Genomic DNA, 26,532 nt, shown 5'->3' with positions numbered 1-26,532 from the left:
ACCATGATCCTCGTCATCGACAATTACGACAGCTTCACCTGGAACCTCGTCCACTACCTGATGGAATTGGGCGCAGAAGTGAACGTGGTGCGCAACGACGCGCTGACCGCAGCCGAAGCGCTGGCTTCGGGCGCCAAGGGCTTCCTGCTCTCGCCCGGCCCCTGCACCCCCAACGAAGCGGGCGTCAGCCTCGATCTCGTCGGCGCGGCAGCGCAGGCAGGCATGCCGCTGCTCGGCGTGTGCCTGGGCCACCAATCCATCGGCCAATATTTCGGCGGCAAGGTGGTGCGCGGTGGGCTGATGCACGGCAAGACCTCGCCCGTCACCCACGATGGCACCGGCGTGTTCGCCGGCCTGCCTTCGCCCTTTACCGCAACGCGCTATCACTCGCTGGTGGTGGAAGACGTGCCCGAATGCCTGATCGTCAACGCGCGGTCGGATGATGGCCACACCATGGGCTTTCGCCACGCCAGCCTGCCGATCCACGGCGTGCAGTTCCATCCAGAAAGCATCGCGACCGAGCATGGCCACGCCATGATCGCCAATTTTCTGGCATTGTGCGGGATCGCGGCGCGGATGCCGGCATGACCGTGCTGCCCCCGGTCGGGGAAATCCCGCTCGATCAGGATGAAGCCGAAGCTGCCTTTGCCGCGATCCTCGATGGCCAGGTGGCAGACGATGCGACCGTCGCCTTCCTCGTCGCGCTGTCCGATCGCGGCGAAAGCGCCAGCGAAATTGCTGGCGCGGCCCAGGCCATGCGCGCGCGCATGATCAGCATCGCCGCGCCCGAAAACGCCATCGATGTCTGCGGCACCGGTGGCGACGGGCACCACACCTTGAACGTGTCCACCGCGGTAAGCCTGGTTGTTGCCGCCTGCGGCGTGCCAGTGGCCAAGCACGGCAACCGCGCCGCCAGTTCCAAGGCGGGCGCTGCCGATACGCTGGAGGCGCTGGGTCTCAACCTCGATCGCGCGGTCGAAACGGCCGAGGAAACGCTGGCAGACCTTGGCATCTGCTTCCTGTTCGCCGGCAAGCACCACCCTGCCATGGGCCGGATCATGCCGATCCGCCGCGCCATTGGCCGCCGCACGATCTTCAACCTGATGGGCCCGCTGGCCAATCCCGCCGGGGTGCAGCGCCAGCTCGTCGGCATTGCCCGCCCCGCCTATGTGCCGATCTATGCCGATGCCCTGGCGCGGCTTGGCACGGCGCGCTCGTTCGTGGTTTCGGGGGATGAAGGGCTCGACGAATTGAGCCTGGCCGGCGGCAATGAAGTGGCCGACGTGCATGGTGGCGCGATCCTCATGCACCGCATCGCGCCGGGCGACGCTGGCCTGGCCACCGCACCGGTGGATGCCATTCGCGGCGGCGACGCTGCCTATAACGCCGCTGCGCTCCAGGCGCTGCTCGATGGCCAGCCCGGCCCCTATCGCGATGCCGTGCTGTTCAACGCCGCGGCCGCGCTGATGGTCGCCGGGGATGTCACCGACTGGCACGAAGGCGTTGAAGAAGCTGCCGAAACCATCGACAAGGGCCTGGCCCTTGGCCTGCTGCGTTGCTGGATCGACGCGCTGAAGTAAGGCTCTGTGCACATGACTGACAAGCTTACCGAAATCTGCAATACCAAGCGCGCCGAAGTGGCCCAGCGCAAGGCCGCGCTATCTTTGGCAGACCTCGCTGCCCGCGCCGCCACGCAAACCGCGCCGCGCGGGTTCGAAGCCGCGCTGCGTGCCCGCGCCGCCAGCGGCTTTGCCCTGATTGCCGAAATCAAGAAGGCCAGCCCGTCCAAGGGCCTGATCCGCGCCGATTTTCAGCCGGCCGACCATGCCCGCGCCTATGAAGCGGGCGGCGCCGCGTGCCTTTCGATCCTGACGGATGCGCCCTATTTCCAGGGGCATGAAGACTATCTCGTCGCCGCCCGCGCCGCCTGTGCGCTGCCCGTACTGCGCAAGGATTTCATGGTCGATCCCTGGCAGGTGGCCGAAGCCCGCGCGATTGGCGCCGATGCCATCCTGATCATCGTGGCCGCGCTCGAGGATGCCCAGATGGCCGAGATCGAAGCCGCCGCGCGCGAGCACGGCATGGACGTGCTGGTCGAAGTGCATGACGAGGCCGAGATGGAGCGCGCCGCGCGCCTGCATTCCCGCCTGATCGGGGTGAACAACCGCGATCTCAAGCGCTTCGTCACCGACATCGCCAATACCGAGCGCCTGGCCCCGCTGGCGCCCGCTGGCACGCTGCTGGTGGCCGAAAGCGGCATCAACACCCACGCCGATCTCGTGCGCCTGTCCGCCTGCGGCGCGCGCACGTTCCTGGTGGGTGAAAGCCTGATGCGCGAGGCCGACGTGGCCGCCGCCACCCAGGCGCTGCTGCAGGGCTGACCCCAGCTTGCCGCCGCCCGCACCGCGCAAGCTGTGGTTCGATGGCGGCTGCCGGCCCAACCCCGGCCGCATGGAAATCGCCGTCGTCACCGGCGGCCGCACTTGGATTGTCCCCGATTGCGGTGTGGGTGACAGCAATCGCGCCGAATGGCTGGCCCTGCTCGGCGCAATAGACTTGGCCCGGCAGCTTGGCGAGACAGACGTGGTGCTGTGCGGCGATTCCGCCTTCGTGATCGACCAGATCGCCGGCCGCACCGCCGCCCACCCTGCCACGGCCGATTGCCTTGCCGCCTATCGGAACGGCCTCGTTTCATTTTCGCGCGTCCGACTGCGTCATGTCGGCCGCGCACAGAACCTTGCCGGCATTGCCCTTGAATATCGCCGCGCCGGGCTCGCTCCGCCACAGCCGCTGGCCGATCAACAGGGCTTGCGCCTTTTCCCCCGCATGGCATGAGCGGGGGGATGACAGAGCTTACCCATCTCGATGCCCAGGGCCATGCGCGCATGGTCGATGTCGGCGCCAAGCCCGCCACGCAGCGCGTGGCCGTGGCGCGCGGTATGATCCGCATGTCGGCAACGGCACTGGCCGCGATCCGCGATGGCACCGTGCCCAAGGGCGATGTGCTGGCCACCGCCCGCATTGCCGGGATCATGGCCGCCAAGAAAACCGGCGAGCTGATCCCGCTGTGCCATCCGCTGTCGCTCGATGCCGTGGCGGTGGAATTTGGCTTTGTTGATGGCGGGGTGGAATGCACCGCCACCGCCTCGCTCACCGCCAAAACCGGCGTGGAAATGGAAGCGATGACAGCCGCTTGCGTGGCATTGTTGACAATCTATGACATGGCCAAGGCCGTGGACAAGGGCATGGTTATCGAAGCCGTGCGCCTGGTGGCCAAGCGCGGCGGCAAATCGGGCGATTGGTCCGCGCCATGAATGCTCCGCCGCGCCAGCCGCCCCTGCCACTCGAACAGGCGCAGGCCCGGCTCATCGCCCTCGCCCCGCGCCTGCCGATCGACCATCGCGCCACGGCAGAGGCGCGGGGTCACTATCTCGCCGCGCCGCTCGTCGCCGCGCGCACGCAGCCGGCCACCGCGCTTTCGGCGATGGATGGCTATGCCCTGCGCAGCGCCGATCTGCCCGGCCCATGGACCGTGGTGGGCGAAAGCGCCGCCGGCCATCCCTATGCCGGCACGGTAGCGCCCGGCCAGGCCGTGCGGATCAGCACCGGCGCGGCCATGCCCGCAGGTGCCGATTGCGTGCTGCTGCAGGAAGACTGCGCGCGCGATGGCGCCGCGCTCGCCCTCACCGGCACCCCGCCGCAACCACCCTCGCGCCATATTCGCCCGGCAGGCATGGATTTTGCCGCGCAAGACCCGCTGTTGCCCACCGGCACGCGGCTGGGCGCAGCGCAGATCGCGCTGGCGATTGCTGCCGGGCATGGCCACGTGCCAGTCTGCCGCCGCCTGCGCCTGGCGGTGATCGACAGCGGCGATGAACTGGCCGCAACCGGCCACGCCTTGGCCGCGCACCAGATTCCGGCCAGCAACGGCCCGATGCTCGCCGCGATGGCCGCCGCCCTGCCGGTGGACGTGCAGCGCATCGGCCCGGTGCCCGATCGGCTCGATGCCCTGGCCGCCGCGCTCGATAGCGTGCGCGAAGCTGACATCATCGTCACCAGTGGCGGCGCCTCGGTCGGTGATCACGATCTGGTTCGCCCCGCGCTGGAGGCAGTGGGCGCGCGCATCGATTTCTGGCGCGTGGCGATCAAGCCGGGCAAGCCGCTGCTGGTGGGGCAACGCAGCGCCAAAGACCGCGCCGCGCCGCAGGTGATCCTGGGCCTGCCGGGCAACCCGGCCTCGGCCTATGTCACCGCGCACCTGTTCATGCTGCCCCTGCTGCGCGCCGCGCTGGGTGCCGCCCAGCCACTGCCCAGCCCGCTGCACATGCCACTGGCCCAGCCCATGCCGGCCGGTGGCGGGCGCACCGAATTCCTGCGCGGCCATTGGGATGGCGTTTCCGTCACACTCGATCCGTTGCAGGATTCCGGCGCGATCGCCCCCATTGCCCGCGCCAATTGCCTGGTGCAGCGCGAGGCCGGCGCGGCGATGCAACCGGAAGGGAGCAAGGTGCCGATCTATCTGCTCGAATTTGGCGGATTTGCTTGACGGGTTCGGTTTGGTTGCTTATTCGTTCCGCATTCGTTCGCCATAGGAGACTTGCGGATGCTCACGCGCAAGCAGCACGAACTGCTCTCGTTCATCCAGACGCGCCTTGATGATTCCGGCATTTCGCCTTCGTTTGAAGAAATGAAGGAAGCGCTCGATCTCAAGTCCAAGTCTGGCGTGCACCGCCTGATCTCCGCGCTGGAAGAACGCGGCTTCATCCGCCGCCTGCCCAACCGCGCCCGCGCCCTCGAAGTGATCCGCGAACCGGAAAGCCTGGCGACCAAGGCCGCCGCGCGCACTCCCGCACCGCGCCCCACTGCCCCCGCGTCCACCACCCCGCGCCCAGCGCCAGTGGCCGCGAACGACGTGATCGAAATCCCGCTCCACGGCCGCATCGCCGCGGGCGCCCCGATCGAGGCGATGGAGGGCTCCGCCATGCTGCCCGTGCCCGCCGCCCTGCTCGGCTCTGGCGAGCACTACGCGCTGGAAGTGTCGGGCGATTCGATGGTCGACGCCGGCATCCTCGACGGCGACTACGCCCTCGTGCGCCGCACCAACACCGCCCGCGACGGCGAAATCGTCGTCGCCCTGGTCCGTGGCGAGGAAGCGACTCTCAAATACCTCCACCACGAAAAAGGCCGCATCCGCCTCGACCCGGCCAACGCCGCCTATGACCCGCAGTTCTACGCGCCCGACGAAGTGGAAGTGCAAGGCAAGCTGGCGGGGCTGTTGCGGCGGTATCATTGATGGGTTGCTTGAGGAACTGCGCTGAGTGAATGCGCATTTGCGCACAAGCCCTTCAACGGTCTAATGTTGGGCATGATTGGTTGGTGGGCAGCGGTTGATCTGGAAAGCCTACCTCGCTTTGCGCATGCCCCACTGTTCAGGATCGATAATCTGCAATTTCTTCAAGTGGGACAAAGGCATCGTCCCGGCACGGTCTGCTGAACGACAGCTACAGCCAAATCCGGCCGCTTGTGGGGCGATGTCCCATTCTACCGCCTATGGCGCTAATGTTGTGGATACTGACAGGGGGCTGGGACCTGAACGCCTAAAGCGAACGCGGGTCATCCCATGGTGACTATGCCTGCATCCTTAGAGCTCGAAGCACTCTGCGCTCCGACTTCTAAGAACGTCGGCGCCGCCAGATTTTGCCAACAAATTCACGAGCTTCTGCGAGCTCGACATCCGTTTCCAAGCCCTTGGTTTCTAAAACTTTCTCCACGAACCCTGGCCCGTGAGATCCAAGGGATTGGCAAAAACCTTCAACCTCTCCGACGGGGACAATCCAAAGGCCGATCGACGCACATTTTTCCGCAAGCTGATCGTATTGCGTTGTTGGTTCGCCATTTGGGAGTCCGCGACGGCCGCTCTGCTTTAGAGCGCTCCAGGGGGACACCGTCTTGAAGACTTTCTTGATCGCATTTTCTTTGGCTCGGGGAAATTCAGCGATCCCGGACACATCTTCGATTAGGTCGGCGATCATGCCTTTCACTTGCGTCGCATTAAGTGGAGGCCTTTGGCTCAGAACAGCCTGCGATACGGCATACCAATGCGGTTGGATATCGGACCACTCTCCCCCAAGCTTCTCGACCAACGTCTTGAATGTATTTTCTTCGCTCAAGACGTCGATGTCGGCAATAACCGATACGGGGACGTCCAGTGCCCTTAAGGTTTCCGCCAACTTCGACATGCGGTGTTTTCCAGCCGTGTGGACAAACAGCACGTCGGGGCGTCGCTCTCCGGAAATTGAGGGCAAGCTAAGAATCGACTGATAAAACATACAGTCGGCGTCAGACTCACATACGATCACATGCTCGAAGAAGATGCCGTCGAACACTTTTGAAAATCGGGTGAGAGTATCCTTCGCGATGGCGCGCGTTTGACTCTTGCTCAGTTCCTTAACGCGATTGATATCGCCCTCACGGCGGATTCGGATAATACGTACTTTGTCTGAACCGCCCTCAATCAGGCCGTCAAGAATATCGGTGCTGTGCGTTGCAATAAAAAGTTGAGATTTCTCACGTCGTCCCTCCGCGATGTATTTTCCCAAAAGTCTTGCTTGGGGGGGATGGAGGAATGCCTCTGGCTCATCTAAAAACTGGATAGAATGGTTTCTGGCTGCGAGGACATGCAAGAGTACAGCGGCAAAACTCCGCATGCCATCGCCCTGACGATCCAGCTGAACACTTGTGCGTTGGAGCTCCTCCACAAATTCACGTGATAGCTCGTCGGTGCCGGACGCAAGTGTCGGCTTCATACCAACGTAAAGTGGAAAGCTACCGCCGCCAGCCCTGAATGGAATCAGGTCAACGCCGAAAGCGTGTCGAAATTTTCCGCTCATCTCGGCGGCTAGCTTTTCGTCCATCAAAAGCATGTGAATCGGATGCGTTGGCGGGTTGTTATAGAGCGCAATCGCAGGTGCTGCCATCGAATCCTGAATGCGCGTTTCGGTCGCGAGCCTTTTGGCAAAGAAGGGAGCTACAGGATGTCTGTCATTAGGATTATCGAACCACGATATATGGCTTTGATGGATGTTGAAGCCGATACCTCCGAATTGCAGGTCAGCGCCAGCGCCAGATTTTTGGGAATGCTGATCCAAATAAGCGCGTAGCGAGCCGGAATCGCCAGTTTTCTTAAGCTTGGCTGAGCGAACAGTATTACCGGGTTGCGTCCTTGCGACCATAGCCTCCATCTCTCGGAGCGTCGCACTTTTACCAGCGTTGTTTGGCCCAACGAACACCACGATGTCGTCATCTTCAAACGTGAGAGTACAGCCATCCGAAAAGGTGACGGCCTCAAACGCTAAAGTTGGTCGCTCAAGATCAATCGTTGGTTTGGTGAGTTCGCTTTTGGTCATCTTTGTTCCACAGGTAAACCGCTGGAGGTTCCGCGCAAACGAAACTACTCATCGATCATCTATATCATCGACCTCCGCAGTCCAAGGGAGAATTTTTCTACAATTGATCCTGCAAGACGACAATTTTCAAGCTTTTTTGTTAGATTGTTATCGCCAGAAATGTTGTTGGCTGTAGACCAGCAGCTTCATAACACTCGGTCGGCGGCTCCTATCAGATTCGGACATTCGCACTATTACGGAGGAACGGCAGAATGTGGTCGAAAGCGGACACTATCCAGCTGCCCGGTCAGTCTAACGATTAAAAGGCCCAAGCAAACAGGCGGCGCCGGAATCAAAACTGGCGTTACCCATCACCTGCCCTTATCCGCCCACGCCTTTGGCACCGGAAACCAGCCATGCTGGCCTTCCGTCTCCGCAACGGTCGCCAGTTTGCCTTGTGCCAGATAGATCGCCAGGCCGCCGGTCTGGCGCAGCAGGCGGCGGTCGGCTTTGAGCCAGCGGGGGTGGCAGCTGGTAGGCAAGGTGCGATCGGCGATCACGATATCGGCGGCGGCGCAGGCGGTGGTGAGGGCCTGCCAGTCCACCTGGTCGCGGCCGCGGCTCATCAGCACGGTGTAGCGCCGGCCCTGGCGCACCAGAACCGCGCGGCAGAAGTCCGCGTTGCACTGCGCGCCGGGCCAGGTGTCGAGCGGGCGGGCCTCTCCCTCCAGCCCGGCGTTTTCGAGCAGCATCGAAGGGGTATAGTCGCTGCGCGTGGCGCGGAGCATCAGCAGGTTGGGCCCTTCGCCTGCCAGGGCGACGTGGTGCCCGTCACCAGTCACCAGCACATCGGGCGTGGGTTGCAGGATCGTCAACACCGCGCCCACGCCAACCGGCACCAGGCCCCACAGGCGCACTTTGCCGGTCCACAGCGCCAGCCACAGCAGCCCGCCCACCATCAGGCCAAAGACCCAACCGGGCATCCCCGGCAGCAGGGTCACCGCCCCAGGCTGGCTGGCCGTCACGTGCGCCAGGCCCAGCAGCGCATCGAGCGACTTGCCCACGGCCCACCACGCCGGGGCACCCCACCCCGCCAGGTCGAGCAGCAGCGCCAGCGCGATCAGCGGCATGGTAACGAACGTCGTGAGTGGAATGGCCACGACATTGGCCGCCGCGCCATAGATGCCGGCGCGATGGAAATGGAACAGCGCCATGGGCATCAACGCCAGTTCGATCACCAGGCCCGTGGCCAGCACGAGCGCCAGATGCCGCACCAGCCGCATCGCCCAGCCTTCGTGCGCATGGCCAAGAAAGCGCCGCACCGGCGCGGACGAATCGAACGCGATAATGGCGATGACCGAGCCGAAGCTCATCTGGAAACTGGGGCCGACCACGGCTTCGGGCCAGAACAGCATGACGATGAACGCGGCCACCGCCAACATCCGCAGCGACAGCGGATCGCGGCCCAGCGCCAGGGCGAGCAGGACCAGCAACGCGCCCAGGCACGAGCGGATCGTGGGCACCTCTGCCCCGGTCAGCAGCGTATAGCCGATGCCCGCCAGCGCGCCCATCGCAGCAGCCGCCAGCGGCACGCGCAGGCGCAGCGCCAGAAACGGCACCAGCGCGAGCAGGCGCGCGGTGATGAGGTATACCGCGCCGACCACCGCGCTGACGTGCAGGCCGCTGATCGACAGGAGGTGCGTCAACCCCGCGTCGCGCATCGCATCTTCATCGGCCGTGGCGATGCTGCCGCGATCGCCGCTGGCAAAGGCGGCGGCGATCGCACCGGGTGAGCCGCCCAGTTGGGCGCGGATATGATCCGCCAGGCGCTGGCGCACGGCATCGAGCCGCGTGCCCGGTGGCGCCGGCGCCAGCAGGGTGATCGCCCCCACGCTGCTGCCGGTGGCCATAAGGCCGGAAAACCATGCACTGCGGGCAAAATCAAAGCTGCCCGGCACCATCGGCGGCGCCGGCGGCATCAGTCGCGCACGCAGGCGCACCCGCGCCCCGTCGGCCAGCGCCGAATCGTTTTGCCCGGCCGGCGCCAAGGGCACGTTGATCCGCACCTGACCGTCCCGCATTTCGCCCGACAACAAGGTTACCCGCGTCTGCAGGATCAGCCGCAAACGGCCCTGCGCCGCCTGGACCTGGCGATCGACCACCGTGCCTTCCAGCACCACCAGCATGGGCCGGGGAATCGGCGGGGTGCCCAAAAAGGCAGACTTGATCCAGATCGTGGCGCAGCCGGCCACCACCATCAGCCCCAGCGAAAGCACGGCCAACCGCAAATGGGCGAATCGGCCGTCTCGATCGCGAGGCAGCACAAGCAGCAAAATTCCGCCGATTGCGGCCATAAGGGCCAACCACTGCCAGGGCCCTGGAAGCACCACCCAGGCGCAGATTCCCGCAGCATACGCCACACTTAGCCAAGGGCCGCGTTCTGTGCCGCGCTGCTCGATCCACGCATTCGCATGCGCGAGCATGCTGGACAAACGCGCTGCTTTGGCCCAATGGCGCCCGAGCCCGTTCGGTCCCATATCAAGACCGGTTATCGGCGGGCCGGCACCGTTATCCCGGCCAAGCGCCGTTTGCGGATCAGGCGGTGTTGCAACAAGGCCGGCCATGCGCCGAATTGGAAGGAATGCGCCCTCGATGGCAAGCCAGACTGACACCGTTTCTGCAGGATCGGGTACGGCCAGCGCCAGCCCCACCCCGGCGGCACGCGTTGTCACCCGCTTTGCCCCATCGCCCACCGGTTTCCTGCATATCGGCGGCGCGCGCACGGCCCTGTTCAACTGGCTTTTCGCCCGCCACCACGGCGGCACTTATCTGCTGCGCATCGAGGATACCGACCGCGCGCGTTCCACCGATGCCGCGATCGAGGCGATTTTTGACGGCCTCAACTGGCTGGGCCTGGGCGGCGACGCTGAGCCGGTGTTCCAGTTCGCGCGGTCTGATCGCCATGCCCAGGTGGCACACCAGCTGCTCGACGCGGGCCACGCTTATCGCTGCTATCTGACGCAGGAAGAACTCGCCGCCCGCCGCGCCAAGGCGCAGGAAGAACGTCGCCCGTTCCGCCTGGAAAGCGAATGGCGCGATGCCGATCCCGCCACCTGGCCGGCCGACAAGCCCTATGTCATCCGCGTCAAGGCCCCGCGCGAAGGCGAGACGGTGATCGACGACGTCGTCCAGGGCGCGATCACCGTGCAGAACGTGGAAATCGACGACTACGTGATCCTGCGTGGCGATGGCACGCCCACCTATATGCTCGCCGTGGTGGTCGACGACCACGACATGGGCGTGACCCACGTGATCCGTGGCGACGACCACATCAACAATGCGTTCCGCCAGCTGGTGATCATCCGCGCGATGAACGCGATCGAAGGTGGCTGGCCCGATCCGATCTATGGCCACATCCCGCTGATCCACGGCGCCGATGGGGCCAAGCTGTCGAAGCGCCACGGCGCCCTGGGCGTGGACGCCTATCGCGACGAGATGGGCCTGCTGCCCGAAGCGGTGTTCAACTACCTGCTTCGCCTGGGCTGGGGCCATGGCGACGAGGAAATCATCAGCCGCGACCAGGCGGTGGAATGGTTCGACATCGCCAATGTCAACAAGGGCGCCTCGCGCTTCGACCTCAAGAAGCTGCTCAACTTGAACGGGCACTATCTGCGCGAAGCGGATGATGCGCGCCTCGCTGATCTGGTTGCGCCGCGGCTCGACGCGCTGGTGCCGACCCATGACCGTGCCAAGCTGGCCGAGGCGATGCCGGTGCTCAAGGTGCGCGCGGCCGATCTCAACGAACTGGCCAAGGGCGCGGTGTTCCTGTTTGCCCAGCGTCCGCTGGCGCTCGATGAAAAGGCGCAAGGCCTGCTCACCGCCGATGCGCGGGCAATCCTTGCCAAAGTGATCACCCGCCTTGAGGGCGCAAACGACTGGACAGCGGCCACGCTCGAGGCCAATCTCAAGCAAATGGCCGAGGAGCTGGGAGTAGGATTGGGCAAGATCGCCCAGCCCCTGCGCGCAAGCCTGACGGGACAAGCGACCTCACCTGGAATTTTCGATGTCCTGGTTCTCCTCGGAAAGGAAGAGAGCCTGGCCCGTTTGCGTGACCATGCCGCCTGACAGGGTGGCCCACAGAACATACTGTTTCTTTGTACAGGAGAGCCTAGCGTGAGCGACAATCAGGCTACTTTGACCATCGATGGCAAGACCATCGACCTTCCGGTCAAGAGCGGCACCATCGGGCCGGACGTCCTCGACATCCGTAAGCTTTACGGCCAGTCGGGCAAGTTCACCTACGATCCGGGCTTTACCTCCACCGCCAGCTGCGACAGCGCGATCACCTATATCGATGGTGACGAAGGCGTCCTGCTGCACCGCGGCTATCCGATCGGCCAGCTGGCCGAGCATTCCAGCTTCATGGAAGTGAGCTACCTGCTGCTGAACGGCGAACTGCCGAACCAGGACGAGCTGGCCAACTTCTCCCGCACGATCACGCGCCACACCATGGTGCACGAGCAGCTGACCAAGTTCTACAGCGGCTTCCGCCGTGACGCGCACCCGATGGCGGTGATGTGCGGCGTGGTGGGCGCGCTTTCGGCGTTCTATCATGATTCGACCGACATCGCCGATCCGCAGAACCGCACGATCAGCTCGCACCGCCTGATCGCCAAGATCCCCACGATTGCGGCGATGGCCTACAAGTATTCGGTTGGTCAGCCGTTCCTCTATCCGCGCAACGATCTGTCGTACACCGGCAACTTCCTGCGCATGACCTTTGGCGTTCCGGCCGAAGAATATGAAGTGATCCCCGAAGTCGAACGCGCGATGGATCGCATCTTCATTCTGCACGCCGACCATGAGCAGAACGCGTCGACCTCGACCGTGCGCCTGGCCGGTTCGTCGGGTGCCAACCCGTTTGCCTGCATCGCGGCCGGCATTGCCTGCCTGTGGGGCCCGGCACACGGCGGCGCCAACGAGGCGGCGCTCAACATGCTGCGCGAGATCGGCACGCCCGACAAGATCCCGCACTATATCGAGCGCGCCAAGGACAAGAACGATCCGTTCCGCCTGATGGGCTTTGGCCACCGCGTCTACAAGAACTACGATCCGCGCGCCACGGTGATGCAGAAGACCGTGCGCGAAGTGTTCGACGCGCTCAAGGTCAACGATCCGCTGTTCGAAACCGCGCTGCGCCTGGAAGAGATCGCGCTCAACGATCCCTATTTCGTGGAAAAGAAGCTGTTCCCGAACGTGGACTTCTATTCGGGCATCATCCTTTCGGCGATCGGTTTCCCGACCACGATGTTTACCGTGCTGTTTGCCCTCGCCCGCACCGTGGGCTGGGTGGCGCAGTGGAACGAAATGATCAGCGATCCCGGCCAGAAGATCGGTCGCCCGCGCCAGCTCTACACCGGGCCGACGCAGCGCGACTACGTTCCGATCAACCAGCGCTAAGCCGGAAGATACACGATGAAGAGAAAGGCGGTCATGGTGGCGATCCTGCGGATCATCGGCTTGGCCGCCTTTTTCATGGGCCTGCTGTGGATCGCGCAAGGCCTGGGCTTGGTGCACTGGCCGCGCGAAAGCTTCATGCTCGATCAGCGACCGTGGGCCTGGCGTGGCCTCGTACTGGCGCTGCTGGGCATTGCCGCCGTGTGGCGCGCCGGTCGCCGGCGCTGATCGCACAAGACCCGCGCCGGCCGGCTTGGCCGCGCCATTCCCACAATTTATTCGAACGCGGCAGGGTCTGGCGTGGGCGCCTGGCAGGCCTGGTGATTGCCATTCTGGCATGCCGCGACCTGCTCGTGCCACGCATCCATTGCCCGCGCATAGGCGGCGTCGCGGCGCGACTGGGTGGTGCGGATCATGGCGATGGTGTCGCGCCGGGCCTGCACGGCCTGGTGATAGTCATGCACCGCAGCGTGGTAGCTTTGCAGTTCGGCGTTCCGCTCGGCGCGGGCGGTGTTGGTATCGATCGCCAGCGCCTGCGCCTCGTTGCGATTGACCGCGCTGACCCCGGGATCCTGGCCGGGAACGACCACGCCCGGAGGGGCTGTCATCGACGCTGCTGCCGAACCATCGTTGAACGGCTGGTTGGGGTCTACTGCCTGGGCCAGCGCCGGGGTTGCCACCAAGGCGCCCAACAGGCCGACCATCGCCATTTTCCTGATCATCGCGAATCTCCGAAACAAGCGTCAGATTTCCGGTCCCCGATGCCCAGCGTTGTGGGCGAGACGGTCTGAACGTTTGCGGAATGCCATGAAAAGGTGCGGTTAACCTGGCGGCCAAGAATCAGCGCGCGTTGACGATACCGGCGCTGGGCAGGTCTGCCGGCAGGGTCAGCACAAAGCGGGCGCCCTCGCCCGGTGTGCTCGATACGGTAAGATCACCGGCCATGGCGCGGGCCAGCCGGCGGGAGATATAGAGGCCCAAGCCCGATCCGCCATCGCCGCTGCGGCCCAGCCGTTCGAACTTTTCAAACACGCGCGCCGCCTGATCGGCAGTCAGCCCCTCGCCGCGATCTTCCACCGCGATCCAGGCCGTGGCTCCTTCCACACCGCAGGCCAGAGTTACGGTGGCATGGGCCGGGGTATAGCGGATAGCATTGCTCAACAGGTTGAGCAGTACCTGCAGCACGCGGCGAAACTCGCCGATCGCCGGGGCGTGGCACGCCTCCTCGGGCAAGGCCAGGGCGATGCCCCGCTCGCGCGCGCGGACGGACAGAATACCGGCGGCGCGGCGGGCGCAATCGGCGAGGTCGATGTGATCGGGCGCGGGGGCAAAGCCCGGCGCCTCTACCGCATCGAGATCGGCCAGGTCTTCGACCAGGCCGAGCAGATGGCGCCCCGCCTCGGCAATGTCGGCGGCATAGTTGCCATAGGCATCGGCCAGCGGGCCCGCCAGGCGGCTGCGAATGGTTTCGGCATTGGCGATGATCCGGCTGATCGGCTGGCGCAGTGCGGGCGCAAGATCACGTCCGAGGAACCCGGTCCAGGGCGGCAGTGGCGCATCGGCGCCGGCCATGGCAGGCTCTGCTCCACGCAGGGGATCGGCCGGCAGCGCCAGGATAGTTTCAGGCAAGAGCAGCAGATCGAACCCGCTGCCCACGCGCGGCAACAGGCGCACGCGCCAGCGCCGGGCCGACCCGGCGACATCGACGACCATGTCATCGAGCAGCCGCCAGTGCAGCCGCGCCGTCTCGATGCGCCCCTGGCCAAGCGACAGCGCCGGAGACAAGGCCCAATGGCGCCCAGTGGAGCCGGCCAGGTCTGCGGCCAGTTCGGCAAGATCGGCGGCAGCCAGATCGGCGGTGATTACCCGCTGCTGCTCATCAAGCAGGACATGCCCCTGCGCAAGATGATGCCACAGCGCAGACGCATCAAACGCGGGCAGGCCATCATCGGGCGCGGCCGCGCGGCGCCAATCGCGCAGCACCAGGGCAATGCCATCGTCGTCAGGCGTGGCCTGGGCATGAAACGCGATGGCGCAATCGCCATCCATCGCCACGATCGGCCGCGCCTGCGCCAAACCGGAAACCCGCACCTGGCGGACCAGCGCCAGCAGCGCCGGAACCGCCAGCATGCCCGGCATCGTACCACCGGCCGCGATCTGCAACCGGGCCAGGGCCTCATCAGCCGCAACCAGGGTGTCCGCAGCATCGCAGCGGGCGTGGATCGGATCGGCCGTGGCCAAAGTCAGCCGCCCAGCCTGGCATGCGCCAGGCGCTCGGCCGCATCCTGCGGCGACAGCGCGCCTACGGCCGCCGGCACCAGCGCTTCGGGATGGAACACCGCGACATGGCTGCGCACCGCGTCGCCATCCAGGCCAGCCGCGCGCAAGACCAGCGCCAGCCGCGCCAGATGCGAAGGCGCGGTCAACAGCGCGGCATCCTCGCGCGGGGCGCCCATGGCGCGGGCCAGCGCGGTGAGGAACAGCGCCGGTCCAGCGTGCAGCGGGTCGAGCGCCAGCGCCAGATCGGGCAGCGTATCGACCAGGCGGCGCAGCAGCGCGAGGCGCCCGCGCTCGGCATCGAAACGCAGGCGCAACGACCGTTCGGCAATGATTGCACGGCTTTGCGCCTCGGCATCGTCTTGTGCGCGGGCGTGCAGCGTGACCAGGGCAATACGCAGCAAGTCTTGCGGCAGTTCACCCAGCGGAAGCTGCATGCGCCGCTGTGCCTGGCAGAACCGGGCCTGCGCCACCAGGGCCGCCATGGCTGCGGCGGAGCGATCCCCGTCCTGCGCCGCAATCGCCGCTTCAACCAAGGGCGCGACCACCATGTCCACGCCGTGATCCTGCTCAAGCCGGCAGGCAAGCTGCCATTCCAATGCCTGGCCATGCACGGCGGCCAGGAACGCTCCATTGGCACTGAGCAGGCTGGCAAACCCGGCCACCTCGTCAATGTCGGGCTCAACCCCTTCGCCTGCGCCACCGGCCTGAGCCTGGGCCACCGCCAGTTGCCGGGCGACATCATCGATCATGCCGCGCACATGGGCGATCACCGTATCGCCGAACACCGCGCGCTCTTCCTGCAAGACCAGATGGCGCAGAATCGGGGCCGTGCTGTCGAGCGCGGCACCGGCACGCGCCAGGCCAGCGGCAAGCCAGGCATCGTCTTCGTGCGAAAGGGGCGCGGGGTGCTGCATGCCCGTGGTTCTAGGTTCCATTGGTTAGCAAGCGGTTAGGAAACAGACCATGCGCCTGTGCCAAGGCCGTGGCAAGCAGCACGACGACGATCACCCGCAGGCCCGTTTCCAGCGGCATGAACAGCCCCACCACGAGCAGCGTCAGCGCCACCAGCAGGCGGTCGCACAACCATGCCGTCCAGCGGAAATCGCGCAGCACCACCGGAAACAGCCAGAGGATCAGGACCAGGACCAGCGGCGGAAACCACGCCGTCTGGGCCGTGGGCCCGCCACTGGCACGCCAGGCGCAGATCGCCACCAGCGCACCATCCACCAGCGGGCCAAACAGCGCCCCCCCGCGCAAGCGGCCCGATGCCTGCATCAGCGATGCCTGCTCCACCCGCGCCAGCAGGCGCCCGGCCTGCAACACCACCCAGCCCAGGCCAACCAGCGCAAATGCCAGCCCCGCCCTGCCCCACCAGCCCGCGCCCAGCGCGAGCAGCACGAGCAGGAGCGCCGCCGCCATGGCCACCCAAGGCCGCGTGCGGGCATGCAAGAGCGCAGGGCCGATCCGCCGCACCGCCTGCACCGCCAGCCATTCCCCCGGCGAGCGGACGTGGCCGGCCGCGGTGTGCTGGGCCAGCCAATCGTTTTCCGCAGCATGAGCATCGGCCTCGTTGCGCACCAGGCGCCAGCGGCCCGCAGCCAGCAGGGCCTGCGGCACTGCGCGCAACGGCAGGCGCGCCTGCGTCGCCAGGCGCAGCAGCGCGGCAACCGGGTTCCATTCGGGCGGCAGATCGCCCAGCCCGGCCACCACCCGGCCGGGCATGCGCATCGCCCCGGCCCAGGCATGGTTGATGTCGATACGTTCGAACCCGGCTGCGACGCCGGCTTCCACTGGCAAGGCCAACACGCCCGGCGCCTCGTCCAGAATGCGGCGGGCATCCTCGGGCATGGCCAGGAACCCTTCGGCAAAGACGATCAGTTCATCCTCGGCCGAAACCAACGGCACCAGTGCACGCGCCGCGGTTATGATGTGAAAGCGCGCGCCGCGCTGTTCGGCGACGTGCTGGATCTCGACGATCTCGGCCGAGAGCATTTCGGCATGGACGACGATTCGCGTGGCGCCCAGCGCCAGCGCCAAGCCCAGCTGGTGGCGCGCGATGCTGTGCCCGGCGATCGGCAAGAAACCGGGGTTTCCACCCGATTGGACGGCGCCGTCGCCCGCCAGATCGACCGGCACATTTTCCATCAACGATATGAGCGCGACCCGCAACTGTATGCCTCCTGATCGCGCGCATGGTAGGGCGGCAACCCCGCCGTGCCAAGCGCCCGTCGGGCGTTTCGGATCAGGCCTGATCGGGGCCGATCGGCGCTGGATCTGCTGGCGCCGGATCCTGTGCGCCGGCGCTGAAATCATCCAGCCACATCGCGATCTTGCGCAAGACCGCCGGATCGCCCGGCGCACCGGCCAGCGCCTGTTCCACTAGGCGCATCAAGCCTTGCGCGTGGAACGAGGCAGCCAGGCCTTTGAGCCGCAGGCCGGCCATCGACCAGTTGCCGTCACAACGTGAGCGCCGCATGAGATCGACCTGCCGCCGCGCGCTGTCGAGAAAAGCGCCGCGCAGTTCGGCAAACAGCGCCGGGTCACTGCCCGCCACGGCCGCCAGCTGCGCATCGATCGGATCGCCAAGATAAGCCATGCTGTTGATAGTGTGGCATCAGGGCTTAAGGCGGGTTTAACCGCCCCCCTTTTCCATGATAGAGACGTGGCCATGAATGGGGGACCACGGATCATTCCGATCGAAGCCAACCAGCCGGAAACCGGCGGGCATGGCCTGGCGCTGGATCGTGAACAGGCAGAAACCGCCTTGCCCATTACCCCATCTTTACAGGAATTTGCCGATCAAAGCGAAGACGCTTTCGACGATGCCGCGACGGGGTCACCAGCCCCCTGGCCTTGGGCCTTGGCGGGGGGCCTGATCGCGGTGTGGACGGGCTTTTTTGCCTGGGCCAGCGTTCCTGGACTGGTTGCAGTGCGCAGCCCCGCTGCCTGGGCAGCCGCCACCGGCCAGTGGGCGGCGCCGGTGCTGGTCGTGCTGGTCACCCTGCTGCTGATCCAGCGCGGCAGCGGGCGCGAGGCGCGCCGGTTTTCCAGCATTGCCAGCGGCCTGTCGCGCGAATCAGCGCAGCTGCACCAGCAGCTGGGTGCGATCAACACCGAGCTGGCCCTCGCCCGCGATTTCATCGCCGCCCAGGCGCGCGATCTCGATGCGCTGGGCCGCGTGGCGGCTGACCGCCTGTCTACTCATGCCGACAGCCTGCGCGGGCTGATCCAGGACAACGGCGCGCAGGTCAACGCGATCGCCGATGTGGCGGCCAACGCGCTCGACAACATGGAAAAGCTGCGCAGCCAGCTGCCGGTGATCGCCAACAGCGCCAAGGACGTGACCAACTCCATCGCCAATGCCGGGCGCACCGCGCACGTGCAGCTGGAAGACATGGTCGCCGGGTTCCAGCGTCTGAACGAATTTGGCCTCGCCAGCGAACGCCAAGTGGCCAGCGTGCGGGACCAGGTACAGACCGCGCTGGGCGCGCTGACCGCAGCCGGCGTTGACCTTGCCCGCCAGACCGAGGCGCGCTTTGCCACCTTGGAAGAAGAAGTGAGCAGCCATCGCGCCGCGCTCGACCAGGAAGAGCATGCCGCACTTGCCGCGATCCGCGCCCGCGCCCAGGCGCTGGCCGATACGCTGGGCGAGCAGCGCCGCACCATGGCCAGTGCCGAGCGCGAAAGCCTGGCGGCGCTGGAACAGCGCCTGGCCACGCTGAAGGAAGCCAGCGCCACGCTGGGCGAAGCCGTGGCCGAGCAGGAAAGCGCCGCGCTCGCCAGCTGGCAGGCCCGCAGCGAGGCGCAGATGCGCACGTTGCGCGCCGCGCTCGACGACTTGACCGCCGCCCAAGACAGCACCCAGGCACAGGCCCAGACCCGCCTGGCCCGCTTTGCCGAGGAAAGCCGCGCGCTGGTGGCCGCGCTCGACGCGGAAGGCGAAGCGATCGACGCCGCCGTCGCCCAACGCCGTGCCGCGCTGGCAGCTGGCGCCGATGACCAGCGCGAGACGCTGGCCCGCCGCATGGTGGAAATTGACCGCGCCATTGCCGAGCGGCGCAGCGCGCTCGCCGCCGCTGCCAACGAGGCGACCGAGGCACTGGCCCACAAGCTGGCCGACCTCGATCGTGCGCTCGATACCCAGCGTACACGCCAGCACGATGAAGCGCGCCGCCTGGCCGCACAATGCGATGCCGCCGCCGCCCGCGCGGCAGAACTTGCCGAAACGCTGTCAGCCTCGGCCAGCATGGGCGATACCACGGCCCAGGCCGTGGCCCGCGCGCTCGATCTGCTGCGCACGCGCCTGGCCGAAACCGGCATCGAACTGACCACGCAAGACGATCATATCGCGCGCACCACCGATGCCGCCGTGCGCCTGCTCGAACTGATCCAGGCCGCCGGGCAGCACAGCCGCAACGAACTGCCCGAGATCTTGCGCACCAGCCAGGCCGGCCTTGCCGAACTGGACCAGCGCGTGACCGCCCTGCATGCCGAACTGGGCGAAGCGGGCAACAAGGGCACCGCCCTTGCCGAAACCGTGCGCGGCGCCAGCGCCGACATTGCCGAGGCGCTGGCCCATGTCGCCCGCCTGCACGAAGCCTTTGCCCAGCAGGCCGCGGCCGAGCGTGCGCAGCTCAATGAAGTGCGCGCCACGCTGGAAACCGCGCGTGGCGAGGCCGAGGCGCTTTCGGGCGACATCACCGGCACCATGGCCACCGCGATCGATCGCCTCAATGCCGCCGCCCGTGCCGCTGGCGATACCATGGGCGAAACCCTAAAGGACGAAATCGAGGCCCTTGCCGCGCGGCTGGGCGAGGAAGGCAACGCCGCATTCGCCCGCGTGTTGCAAGGCCGCGGCGCCGAACTGATCGCCCGGTTGGAGCAGGCCATCGACAACGCCGCCGACGCCAGCCGCGACAGCGCCGTGCAGATGCGCGACCAGTTGGCCAAGGTGGACGAACTGGCCACCAACCTGGAGAACCGCGTTGCCCGCGCGCGCGAACGTGCCGAAGAACAGGTCGACAACGACTTCGCGCGCCGCACCGCACTGATCACCGAGTCCCTCAATTCCGCCGCGATCGACATTGCCCAGGCGCTGTCAGCCGATGTTTCGGAAACGGCCTGGGCTTCCTACCTTCGCGGCGATCGCGGCATCTTCACCCGCCGCGCCGTCACTCTGCTCGACAGTGCCGATGCCAAGGCGGTGCAGCAGCACTATGCCGGCGATGCTGAATTCCGCGGCCACGTGAACCGCTATATTCACGATTTCGAAGGCATGCTGCGCCAGTTGCTCTCGACGCGCGATGGCAATGCCCTCGGCGTGACGCTGCTCTCGTCCGACATGGGCAAGCTCTATGTGGCGCTGGCGCAGGGGATCGAGCGGCTTCGGGCGTGAGGTTGGTTTAGGCTTCCCACCACCCCCAACCCCCTCCTCTGAAGAGAAGGGGGCTTTGATTTCAGCTTGTTAACTCCCCCTCCTCTTTAGAGGAGGGGGTCGGGGGGTGGTGGAATCCTGTCTCCAACGCCTGCGCAAACCCGCGCAAATCCGCCACGAAGCGCGTCTGTTCCGCCTCCCTTGCCGCGCCATCCAACCGCAGCAGATAGCTGGGATGGCAGGTCAGCCAGATGTCTGTGTCGCCTTGCCGGGCAAGCAATCCGCGCTCGCGCTGCACGCTGGCAGTCCGGCCGATCAACCCGCGCGCGGCGCTGGCGCCCAGGGCCAGGATCAGGCGCGGCGCCACCAGTTCACGCTCTCGGTCCAGCCACCAGCGACAGGTATCGATCTCACCGGCCGTGGGCGTCTGGTGCAGGCGACGCTTGCCGGTGGGCTGATGCTTGAAATGCTTGACCGCGTTGGTCAGCCAGCCCTGCCCCGGATCGATCCCGGCAGCCTGCAACTGGCTGCGCAGCACCTCGCCAGCCGGGCCAACGAACGGGCGGCCCTCCATTTCTTCGGTATCGCCCGGCTGCTCGCCCACGATCATGAACGCGCGGCGGCGCGTGCCTTCGCCCGGCACGGCGCGGGTGCCGTTGCAGCCGATCGCGCAATGGCGGCAGCCGGCAATGCCGGTGGCCAGATCGGCCAGGCTATCCGGCGCAGGTCCGAACTCCTGCCGCCCCAGCTCGACCATGGCCGCCTCGCGCGCCTGGGCCCCGGCAATTAGTTCGGGAATGAGGGCGGCTTCGGGCATGTTCTTCCAATACTTGCGCGGCATTTCCTTGAGCATCGCGCCCACCTTGAGCCGCGCCGGATTGAAAATGTTGGCGTAATAGGTGCGCCACAATTCTTCCAGCGGATCACCGCCGGGTGCATCCAGGCGAGTGGCCGGTGGCCCTTCCTCCAGCACATCGCCGGTCCAGTGCAGCGATCCGGCCGGCGTCAGGATCGACCAGCGCATCGCCGCAAAGCGCCGCACGAAAAAGCCGGCATTGGCGCGCAGGATATGATGATCCGGTTCGAACCAGGCGACATAGCGCTCGCTGCCATCGGGCTCGGCCACGCTGCGAAAGCGCAGGAACGCGCGCATCTTGTGAATGTCGCGCCGCACCGGACGCGACAATTGATCCAGCCGGCGCACGAGCGGATCGGCCGCATCCTCGGCCAGACGCGGCTGGCCCTGCAGGCGCCAGAGCAGGCGATAGGCCAGATCAAACCGTTCGGGCGCACGGTGCAGCAGGGCCATGCGCACTAGGTTGAGAAACGCCTTGCTGGCGCGCACTGGCGGGGCATCGGGCCGTGGCGGCGGGATCGGCACGACATCTTGCGCGAAAAGGTCGGCTGCCCCCTGCCCTGGCTCCTCCCACGACACCGCATCGGGCGTGATCCCGGCCAGGATCAGCCCGCGCGCCGCCGTGCGCCAGGCCTCGGTATCATCAGGCGCGGGAAGGCAGACGCGCAAGGATCAGGTGCCGAACAGTTCGAGCTGCCGCGCCTTGTGCGGGGCCAGGCTGGCGCGCAGGTCTGCCCGGTCGACCAGCAGCGTGGGCCGCCAATCGGCCGTGACGATGAAGGGCCGCACCTTGGTGAGCGAGACCGTCAGCCGGCCCACGTCTTCCAGTCGCAGCCGGCGCTGCCGCCGGGCCGAAAGCAATGCATTGACGGCGCGCACACCGAGGCCAGGCACGCGCAGCAGCGCCTCGCGCGGGGCGCGGTTCACATCGACCGGGAAAGCATCGCGAAAGCGCAGCGCCCAGGCGAGCTTGGGATCGATATCCAGCGGCAGCATGCCGCCCGCATCGGCCGCCTGCTGCACCTCGTGCGGAGCAAAGCCATAAAACCGCATCAGCCAGTCAGACTGATAGAGCCGGTGTTCACGCATCAGGGGCGGGCGTTGCAGCGGCAAGACCGCACTGGCATCGGGGATCGGACTGAACGCGGAATAATAGACGCGGCGCAGGCGAAAACGGCTGTAGAGCGTGGCCGAGCGGCCGACGATATCAGCGTCGCTGGCCTGGTCGGCGCCAACAATCATCTGGGTCGATTGCCCGGCCGGGGCAAAGCGCGGCGCGTGGCGGAAGCGCTTGCGCGCATCCTTCGCCTCGACAATCGCGCTGCCGATACTGGCCATCGCGCCTTCGATCACCGGCGTGGATTTGTCGGGCGCCAGCCGCGCCAGCCCCGCCTGCGTGGGCAGTTCCACGTTGATCGACACGCGATCGGCATAGAGCCCGGCGCGCGCAACGAGTTCCGGGTCAGCCTCGGGAATCGTCTTGAGATGAATATAGCCGCGAAATTCATGCTCTTCGCGCAGGATGCGGGCCGCCTCGATCAACTGCTCCATCGTGTGGTTGGATGACCGCACGATGCCGGACGAGAGGAACAGCCCCTCGATATAGTTGCGGCGATAGAACGCTATCGTCAGGTCAGCCACTTCCTGCGGCGTGAAGCGCGCACGGCGCACGTTGGAGCTCTTGCGGTTGACGCAATAGTGGCAATCGAAAATGCAGTGGTTGGTCAGCAGGATCTTGAGCAGCGAGATGCACCGCCCATCGGGCGCATAGGCATGGCAGATGCCCATCCCCTCGGTCGAGCCAAGGCCCTTGCCGCCGGCGCTGTTGCGCTTGGCCGTGCCGGATGAGGCACAGGAAGCGTCGTATTTGGCGGCATCGGCCAGAATGCCGAGCCGTTCCATGACCGAGGGTTGCGACATTCGTTCCTTATACGTTCTTCTTTCCGGCAATGCCAGTGCCGATGCGGCGAACCGCCCACGGCATTTTGGGCAGGGTACCGGAACGCTCTTCCCCCTCAACCGGTTATAGGCGCGGAGGGGCAGACGATTTGCGGAGATTTCCCAACCATGCCCATGATCAAGACGCGCGATGGCACCCAGCTTTACGTCAAGGCCTGGGGGCAAGGTCCCGCCGTGGTGCTGATCCATGGCTGGCCGCTCAATGCCGATAGCTGGGACCCGGTGATGAATGCGCTGGCTGGCGCGGGCTATCGCGCCATTGCCTACGATCGCCGCGGGTTCGGCCGGTCGGATCAGCCCGGTCATGGCTATGACTATGACACGTTCGCCGACGATCTCGCCGATGTGCTGGCAGCCACCGACGCCCGACCGGGCGCGGCCCTCGTCGGCTTTTCCATGGGTGGCGGGGAAATTGCCCGTTATCTTTCGCGCCACGGTGCCGATGGCATCGGGCGGGTGGCGCTGGTTTCATCGGTTGTGCCGTTCATGGCCAAGACCGAAGACAATCCTGACGGCGTGCCGCAAGAGACCTTCAACCAGATGACCGAGGGCATGCTGGCCGACCGGGCCAAGTTCATGGCCGGGTTCATCAAGGATTTCTATGGGGTTGGCCTCTTGGCTCAACCGGTGAGCGACGAACAGCGCGCGCTGTCGTGGAACCACGCGATGCAAGCCGGGCTGCTGCCGACCTTGGCCGCGGCAAAGGCCTTTGCCACCACCGATTTCCGCCGTGACCTGGCGAGCTTTACGGTGCCGACGCTGGTGATCCACGGCACAGGCGACAAGACCGTGCCGATCGAGGCGACCGGCCGCGCGGTGGCCCGCGCCGTCCCCCATGCCATGCTGGTCGAATATTCCGGCGCGCCGCACGGCGTGTTTGCCACGGAAACCGAGCGGCTGATCGCTGACCTCACCGAATTTCTGGCCGGGCGTCGCCCGGATGATCGCCAGGCCGCGATCGATGCGGTGACGGCGCAAATGCTGATCACCCCCAACGTCTGACCCGAACGCCCCTTTCACAGGAGAGAAACGATGCATTATGACCAAGGCAACCCGGCGGAACTGAGGGAAAAGTTCTGGAAGGAACTGGCCCATTCGCCTTTCGTGATGCTGCAATTGGATGCCGATCCAGAAAGCGCCGCGCCGATGACCGCGCAACTGGATCGCGATGCCAACCATGCCATCTGGTTCTTCACCTCGCGCGACAATCGCTTTGCTGCCCAAGGTGGCGCCACGGCGACCTATGCCGCCAAGGGGCATGACCTGTTCGCCCGCTTCACCGGCGCGCTGACCGAGGAAACCGACCGTGGCCTGCTCGACAAGCATTGGAGCCGCATGGTGGAATCCTGGTTTCAGGGCGGCAAGAACGATCCCAACCTGCTGTTCCTGCGCATGGACCTGGGCGAAGCGGCAATCTGGTCGGGTGAAGTGGGCGTGATGGGCGCGGTGAAGATGGCGCTGGGCCTGCCCGTGGGCGACAGCATCAAGGGTGGCTACGCCGAAACCAGCCTCTAAACGGAACGAACCCGTTCCAATAGGCAAAGGCCGCCGCTTCCCCAGGGAAACGGCGGCCTTTCTTTTGCTAGCCCAAGGTGGTGCGCGATCAGTCGATCGGCGGCACCGAGCTGGGCGGCAGGTCAGCATCGCCTTCGTGCACTTCGGTCAGGCCCCGGCCGACATGGCTGCGGCTGCGGCTATAGGCATAGTACACGATCAGGCCGAGCACGGCCCAGCCGATGAACAGCTGGATCGTTGCGGCCGACAGGCTGCCGAACAGATAGATGCAGCCCAGGATCGAAATGGGGGCCACGATCATCACCGCCGGCGTGCGGAACGGACGCTTGCGGGTGGGATCGGTCCGGCGCAGCACCAGCACCGCGATCGACACCGCCGCGAACGCGAACAGCGTGCCCGAGTTCGACACGTCGGCCAGCAGGCCCACCGGGAAGAACGCGGCGAACAGCGCCACGAACACCCCGGTGAGCAGCGTGATCACGTGCGGCGTGTGGAAGCGCGGGTGGATCTTGGAGAAGAATTCCGGCAGCAGGCCATCGCGGCTCATCACGAAGAAGATGCGGGTCTGGCCGAACATCATCATCAGGATGACGGAAGGCAGCGCCAGGATGGCGGCAAGGCCCACCAGCCAGCCCACCATTGGGTGGCCGACCGAACGCAGTGTCCACGCCAAGGCTTCCTTGGAGCAGACCACGGCGTTTTCACCGATCGCCTTGCAGGCATCCGATAGCGCGGGCGATCCGGGCGACAGAGCAACATGGCCGGGGCCGAACACCGGCTGCGCGCCAACAGTGCCAATCACGCCAGCGGCCACCAGCATGTAGAATACGGTGCAGATCGCGAGGCTGCCGATCAGGCCGATCGGCATGTTGCGTTGTGGGTTCTTGGTCTCTTCTGCCGCAGTAGAAACCGCGTCGAAGCCGACATAGGCAAAGAAGATCGATGCCGCAGCGCCGGAAATGCCGGTGAAGCCCAGCGGCGCGAACGGCTGGAAGTTGCCTGCCTTGATCATCGGAATGGTCAGCGCGATGAACAGGCTTAGGGCGACGATCTTGATCGCCACCAGCACCGCGTTGACCGTGGCGCTTTCCTTGGTGCCCAGGATCAGCAGGCCGGTAATCACCACGGCAATACCCATGGCCGGCAAGTTGATCAGGCCACCGTCAAACGGGCCACGCACCAATTCCAGCGGCACGGTTATGTGCAGGCTGTTCTGGACAAAGCCGATCATGTAACCCGACCAGCCCACCGACACGGCACCAGCGGCAATGGCATATTCCAGGATCAGCGCCCAGCCGACCATCCAGGCGACGAGTTCGCCCATCACGGCATAGCTATAGGTATAGGCGGAACCCGAGACCGGCACCATGGCTGCCATTTCGGCGTAACACAGCGCCGCTACCGCACAGACGAAGCCGGCGATGATGAAGCTGATCATCATGCCCGGCCCGGCCTTTTGCGCAGCTTCTGCGGTCAGCACGAAAATACCGGTGCCGATCACGGCACCAACGCCCAGCATGGTCAGTTGGAAGGCACCGAGCGAGCGGTGCAATGATTTCTTTTCGGCTGTCGCCAGAATAGCGTCGAGTGGTTTGACGCGTCCAAACATTGAAATCTCCCGCCTTGGACCGGTGCGGCGGGAACCCCCACGCCAACACGTTGCACCGGTAACCAGGTCATGGGCCGCAACGCTAGCGGCAACCTAT

23 protein-coding genes are annotated in these 26,532 nt (G+C 65.8%); 13 read left to right on the top strand and 10 right to left on the bottom strand.

Annotated elements, in window-relative coordinates; all coding sequences use genetic code 11:
- The first annotated feature begins 3 nt into the window (after positions 1-3).
- The 7 genes from IP65_RS04615 to lexA are packed head-to-tail and all read left to right on the top strand — an operon-like array spanning position 4 to position 5,293.
- Positions 4-588, top strand: a complete 585-nt coding sequence (locus tag IP65_RS04615) for an aminodeoxychorismate/anthranilate synthase component II (protein WP_054130993.1) — start codon at positions 4-6, stop codon at positions 586-588.
- Positions 585-1,580 carry an anthranilate phosphoribosyltransferase gene (gene trpD / locus IP65_RS04610; RefSeq protein ID WP_054131230.1) on the top strand — a complete coding sequence of 332 codons (996 nt, stop codon included), beginning with the start codon at positions 585-587 and terminating at the stop codon, positions 1,578-1,580. The genes IP65_RS04615 and trpD overlap by 4 nt, the downstream gene beginning before the upstream one ends.
- A 12-nt stretch (positions 1,581-1,592) precedes the next feature.
- Positions 1,593-2,381, top strand: coding sequence for an indole-3-glycerol phosphate synthase TrpC (trpC, locus tag IP65_RS04605; RefSeq protein ID WP_054130992.1), 789 nt, complete (start codon positions 1,593-1,595; stop codon positions 2,379-2,381).
- A 7-nt stretch (positions 2,382-2,388) separates the two neighbouring features.
- A complete protein-coding gene (locus IP65_RS04600; RefSeq protein ID WP_231627557.1) occupies positions 2,389-2,835 on the top strand; it encodes a reverse transcriptase-like protein in 447 nt (148 codons plus the stop codon).
- Positions 2,836-2,843: 8 nt separating this feature from the next.
- Positions 2,844-3,314: a cyclic pyranopterin monophosphate synthase MoaC gene (gene moaC / locus IP65_RS04595; RefSeq protein WP_043608145.1), complete on the top strand. Its 471-nt coding sequence runs from the start codon at positions 2,844-2,846 to the stop codon at positions 3,312-3,314.
- Positions 3,311-4,546: a molybdopterin molybdotransferase MoeA gene (locus IP65_RS04590; protein ID WP_054130991.1), complete on the top strand. Its 1,236-nt coding sequence runs from the start codon at positions 3,311-3,313 to the stop codon at positions 4,544-4,546. The genes moaC and IP65_RS04590 overlap by 4 nt, the downstream gene beginning before the upstream one ends.
- Positions 4,547-4,603: 57 nt before the next feature.
- Positions 4,604-5,293 (top strand): transcriptional repressor LexA, encoded by a 690-nt coding sequence (lexA, locus tag IP65_RS04585; protein WP_054130990.1) that lies wholly within the window; start codon positions 4,604-4,606, stop codon positions 5,291-5,293.
- A gap of 379 nt (positions 5,294-5,672) precedes the next feature.
- On the opposite strand, the gene IP65_RS04580 is transcribed toward lexA, so the two are convergent.
- Both IP65_RS04580 and IP65_RS04575 read right to left on the bottom strand, forming a co-directional pair.
- Positions 5,673-7,406 carry an ATP-dependent endonuclease gene (locus IP65_RS04580; RefSeq protein WP_082349783.1) on the bottom strand — a complete coding sequence of 578 codons (1,734 nt, stop codon included), beginning with the start codon at positions 7,404-7,406 and terminating at the stop codon, positions 5,673-5,675.
- Positions 7,407-7,756: 350 nt separating this feature from the next.
- Positions 7,757-9,868 (bottom strand): ComEC/Rec2 family competence protein, encoded by a 2,112-nt coding sequence (locus tag IP65_RS04575; protein WP_156306425.1) that lies wholly within the window; start codon positions 9,866-9,868, stop codon positions 7,757-7,759.
- A 169-nt stretch (positions 9,869-10,037) separates the two neighbouring features.
- Here IP65_RS04575 and gltX point away from each other — a divergent pair, with 169 nt between their 5' ends.
- From gltX to IP65_RS04560, 3 genes are read left to right on the top strand one after another with little or no spacing between them, the layout of a single operon-like run.
- Positions 10,038-11,510: a glutamate--tRNA ligase gene (gene gltX / locus IP65_RS04570; RefSeq protein ID WP_054130988.1), complete on the top strand. Its 1,473-nt coding sequence runs from the start codon at positions 10,038-10,040 to the stop codon at positions 11,508-11,510.
- 48 nt (positions 11,511-11,558) lie between these two features.
- Complete coding sequence (locus tag IP65_RS04565; protein ID WP_022676546.1) at positions 11,559-12,845, top strand: citrate synthase; 1,287 nt, start codon at positions 11,559-11,561, stop codon at positions 12,843-12,845.
- 15 nt (positions 12,846-12,860) lie between these two features.
- The gene (locus tag IP65_RS04560) at positions 12,861-13,070 is read left to right on the top strand and encodes a hypothetical protein (protein WP_054130987.1); all 210 of its coding nucleotides are present in this window, start codon (positions 12,861-12,863) and stop codon (positions 13,068-13,070) included.
- 47 nt (positions 13,071-13,117) lie between these two features.
- On the opposite strand, the gene IP65_RS04555 is transcribed toward IP65_RS04560, so the two are convergent.
- From IP65_RS04555 to IP65_RS04535, 5 genes are all read right to left on the bottom strand, one after another.
- Complete coding sequence (locus IP65_RS04555; RefSeq protein WP_156306423.1) at positions 13,118-13,546, bottom strand: hypothetical protein; 429 nt, start codon at positions 13,544-13,546, stop codon at positions 13,118-13,120.
- 136 nt (positions 13,547-13,682) lie between these two features.
- On the bottom strand, positions 13,683-15,083 hold the full coding sequence (locus IP65_RS04550) for a sensor histidine kinase KdpD (protein WP_022676549.1): 1,401 nt from the start codon (positions 15,081-15,083) through the stop codon (positions 13,683-13,685).
- Positions 15,084-15,085: 2 nt separating this feature from the next.
- The gene (locus IP65_RS04545; RefSeq protein ID WP_054130985.1) at positions 15,086-16,036 is read right to left on the bottom strand and encodes a hypothetical protein; all 951 of its coding nucleotides are present in this window, start codon (positions 16,034-16,036) and stop codon (positions 15,086-15,088) included.
- A gap of 10 nt (positions 16,037-16,046) precedes the next feature.
- Positions 16,047-17,291, bottom strand: a complete 1,245-nt coding sequence (locus IP65_RS04540; protein WP_231627555.1) for a hypothetical protein — start codon at positions 17,289-17,291, stop codon at positions 16,047-16,049.
- A 73-nt stretch (positions 17,292-17,364) separates the two neighbouring features.
- A complete protein-coding gene (locus IP65_RS04535; protein ID WP_022675073.1) occupies positions 17,365-17,718 on the bottom strand; it encodes a hypothetical protein in 354 nt (117 codons plus the stop codon).
- 72 nt (positions 17,719-17,790) lie between these two features.
- On the opposite strand from IP65_RS04535, the gene IP65_RS04530 reads away from it, so the two are divergent.
- Positions 17,791-20,517, top strand: a complete 2,727-nt coding sequence (locus IP65_RS04530) for a hypothetical protein (RefSeq protein WP_054130983.1) — start codon at positions 17,791-17,793, stop codon at positions 20,515-20,517.
- A gap of 61 nt (positions 20,518-20,578) precedes the next feature.
- On the opposite strand, the gene IP65_RS04525 is transcribed toward IP65_RS04530, so the two are convergent.
- Both IP65_RS04525 and IP65_RS04520 read right to left on the bottom strand, forming a co-directional pair.
- Positions 20,579-22,021: a UdgX family uracil-DNA binding protein gene (locus IP65_RS04525; RefSeq protein ID WP_054130982.1), complete on the bottom strand. Its 1,443-nt coding sequence runs from the start codon at positions 22,019-22,021 to the stop codon at positions 20,579-20,581.
- A 3-nt stretch (positions 22,022-22,024) separates the two neighbouring features.
- Positions 22,025-23,272 (bottom strand): putative DNA modification/repair radical SAM protein, encoded by a 1,248-nt coding sequence (locus tag IP65_RS04520; RefSeq protein WP_054130981.1) that lies wholly within the window; start codon positions 23,270-23,272, stop codon positions 22,025-22,027.
- Between the two features lie 147 nt (positions 23,273-23,419).
- On the opposite strand from IP65_RS04520, the gene IP65_RS04515 reads away from it, so the two are divergent.
- Together IP65_RS04515 and IP65_RS04510 are read left to right on the top strand one after the other, a co-directional pair.
- Complete coding sequence (locus IP65_RS04515; protein WP_054130980.1) at positions 23,420-24,313, top strand: alpha/beta fold hydrolase; 894 nt, start codon at positions 23,420-23,422, stop codon at positions 24,311-24,313.
- 30 nt (positions 24,314-24,343) lie between these two features.
- On the top strand, positions 24,344-24,826 hold the full coding sequence (locus IP65_RS04510) for a pyridoxamine 5'-phosphate oxidase family protein (protein WP_054130979.1): 483 nt from the start codon (positions 24,344-24,346) through the stop codon (positions 24,824-24,826).
- An 88-nt stretch (positions 24,827-24,914) separates the two neighbouring features.
- On the opposite strand, the gene IP65_RS04505 is transcribed toward IP65_RS04510, so the two are convergent.
- Complete coding sequence (locus IP65_RS04505; protein WP_022675416.1) at positions 24,915-26,435, bottom strand: amino acid permease; 1,521 nt, start codon at positions 26,433-26,435, stop codon at positions 24,915-24,917.
- Positions 26,436-26,532: the final 97 nt, after the last annotated feature.

The organism is Novosphingobium sp. AAP1, assembly GCF_001295765.1.
GTDB classification, from domain to species: Bacteria; Pseudomonadota; Alphaproteobacteria; order Sphingomonadales; family Sphingomonadaceae; genus Novosphingobium; species Novosphingobium capsulatum.
Note: the sequence above shows the minus strand (reverse complement) of the source record. Positions and strands in the feature narration are given on the sequence as shown.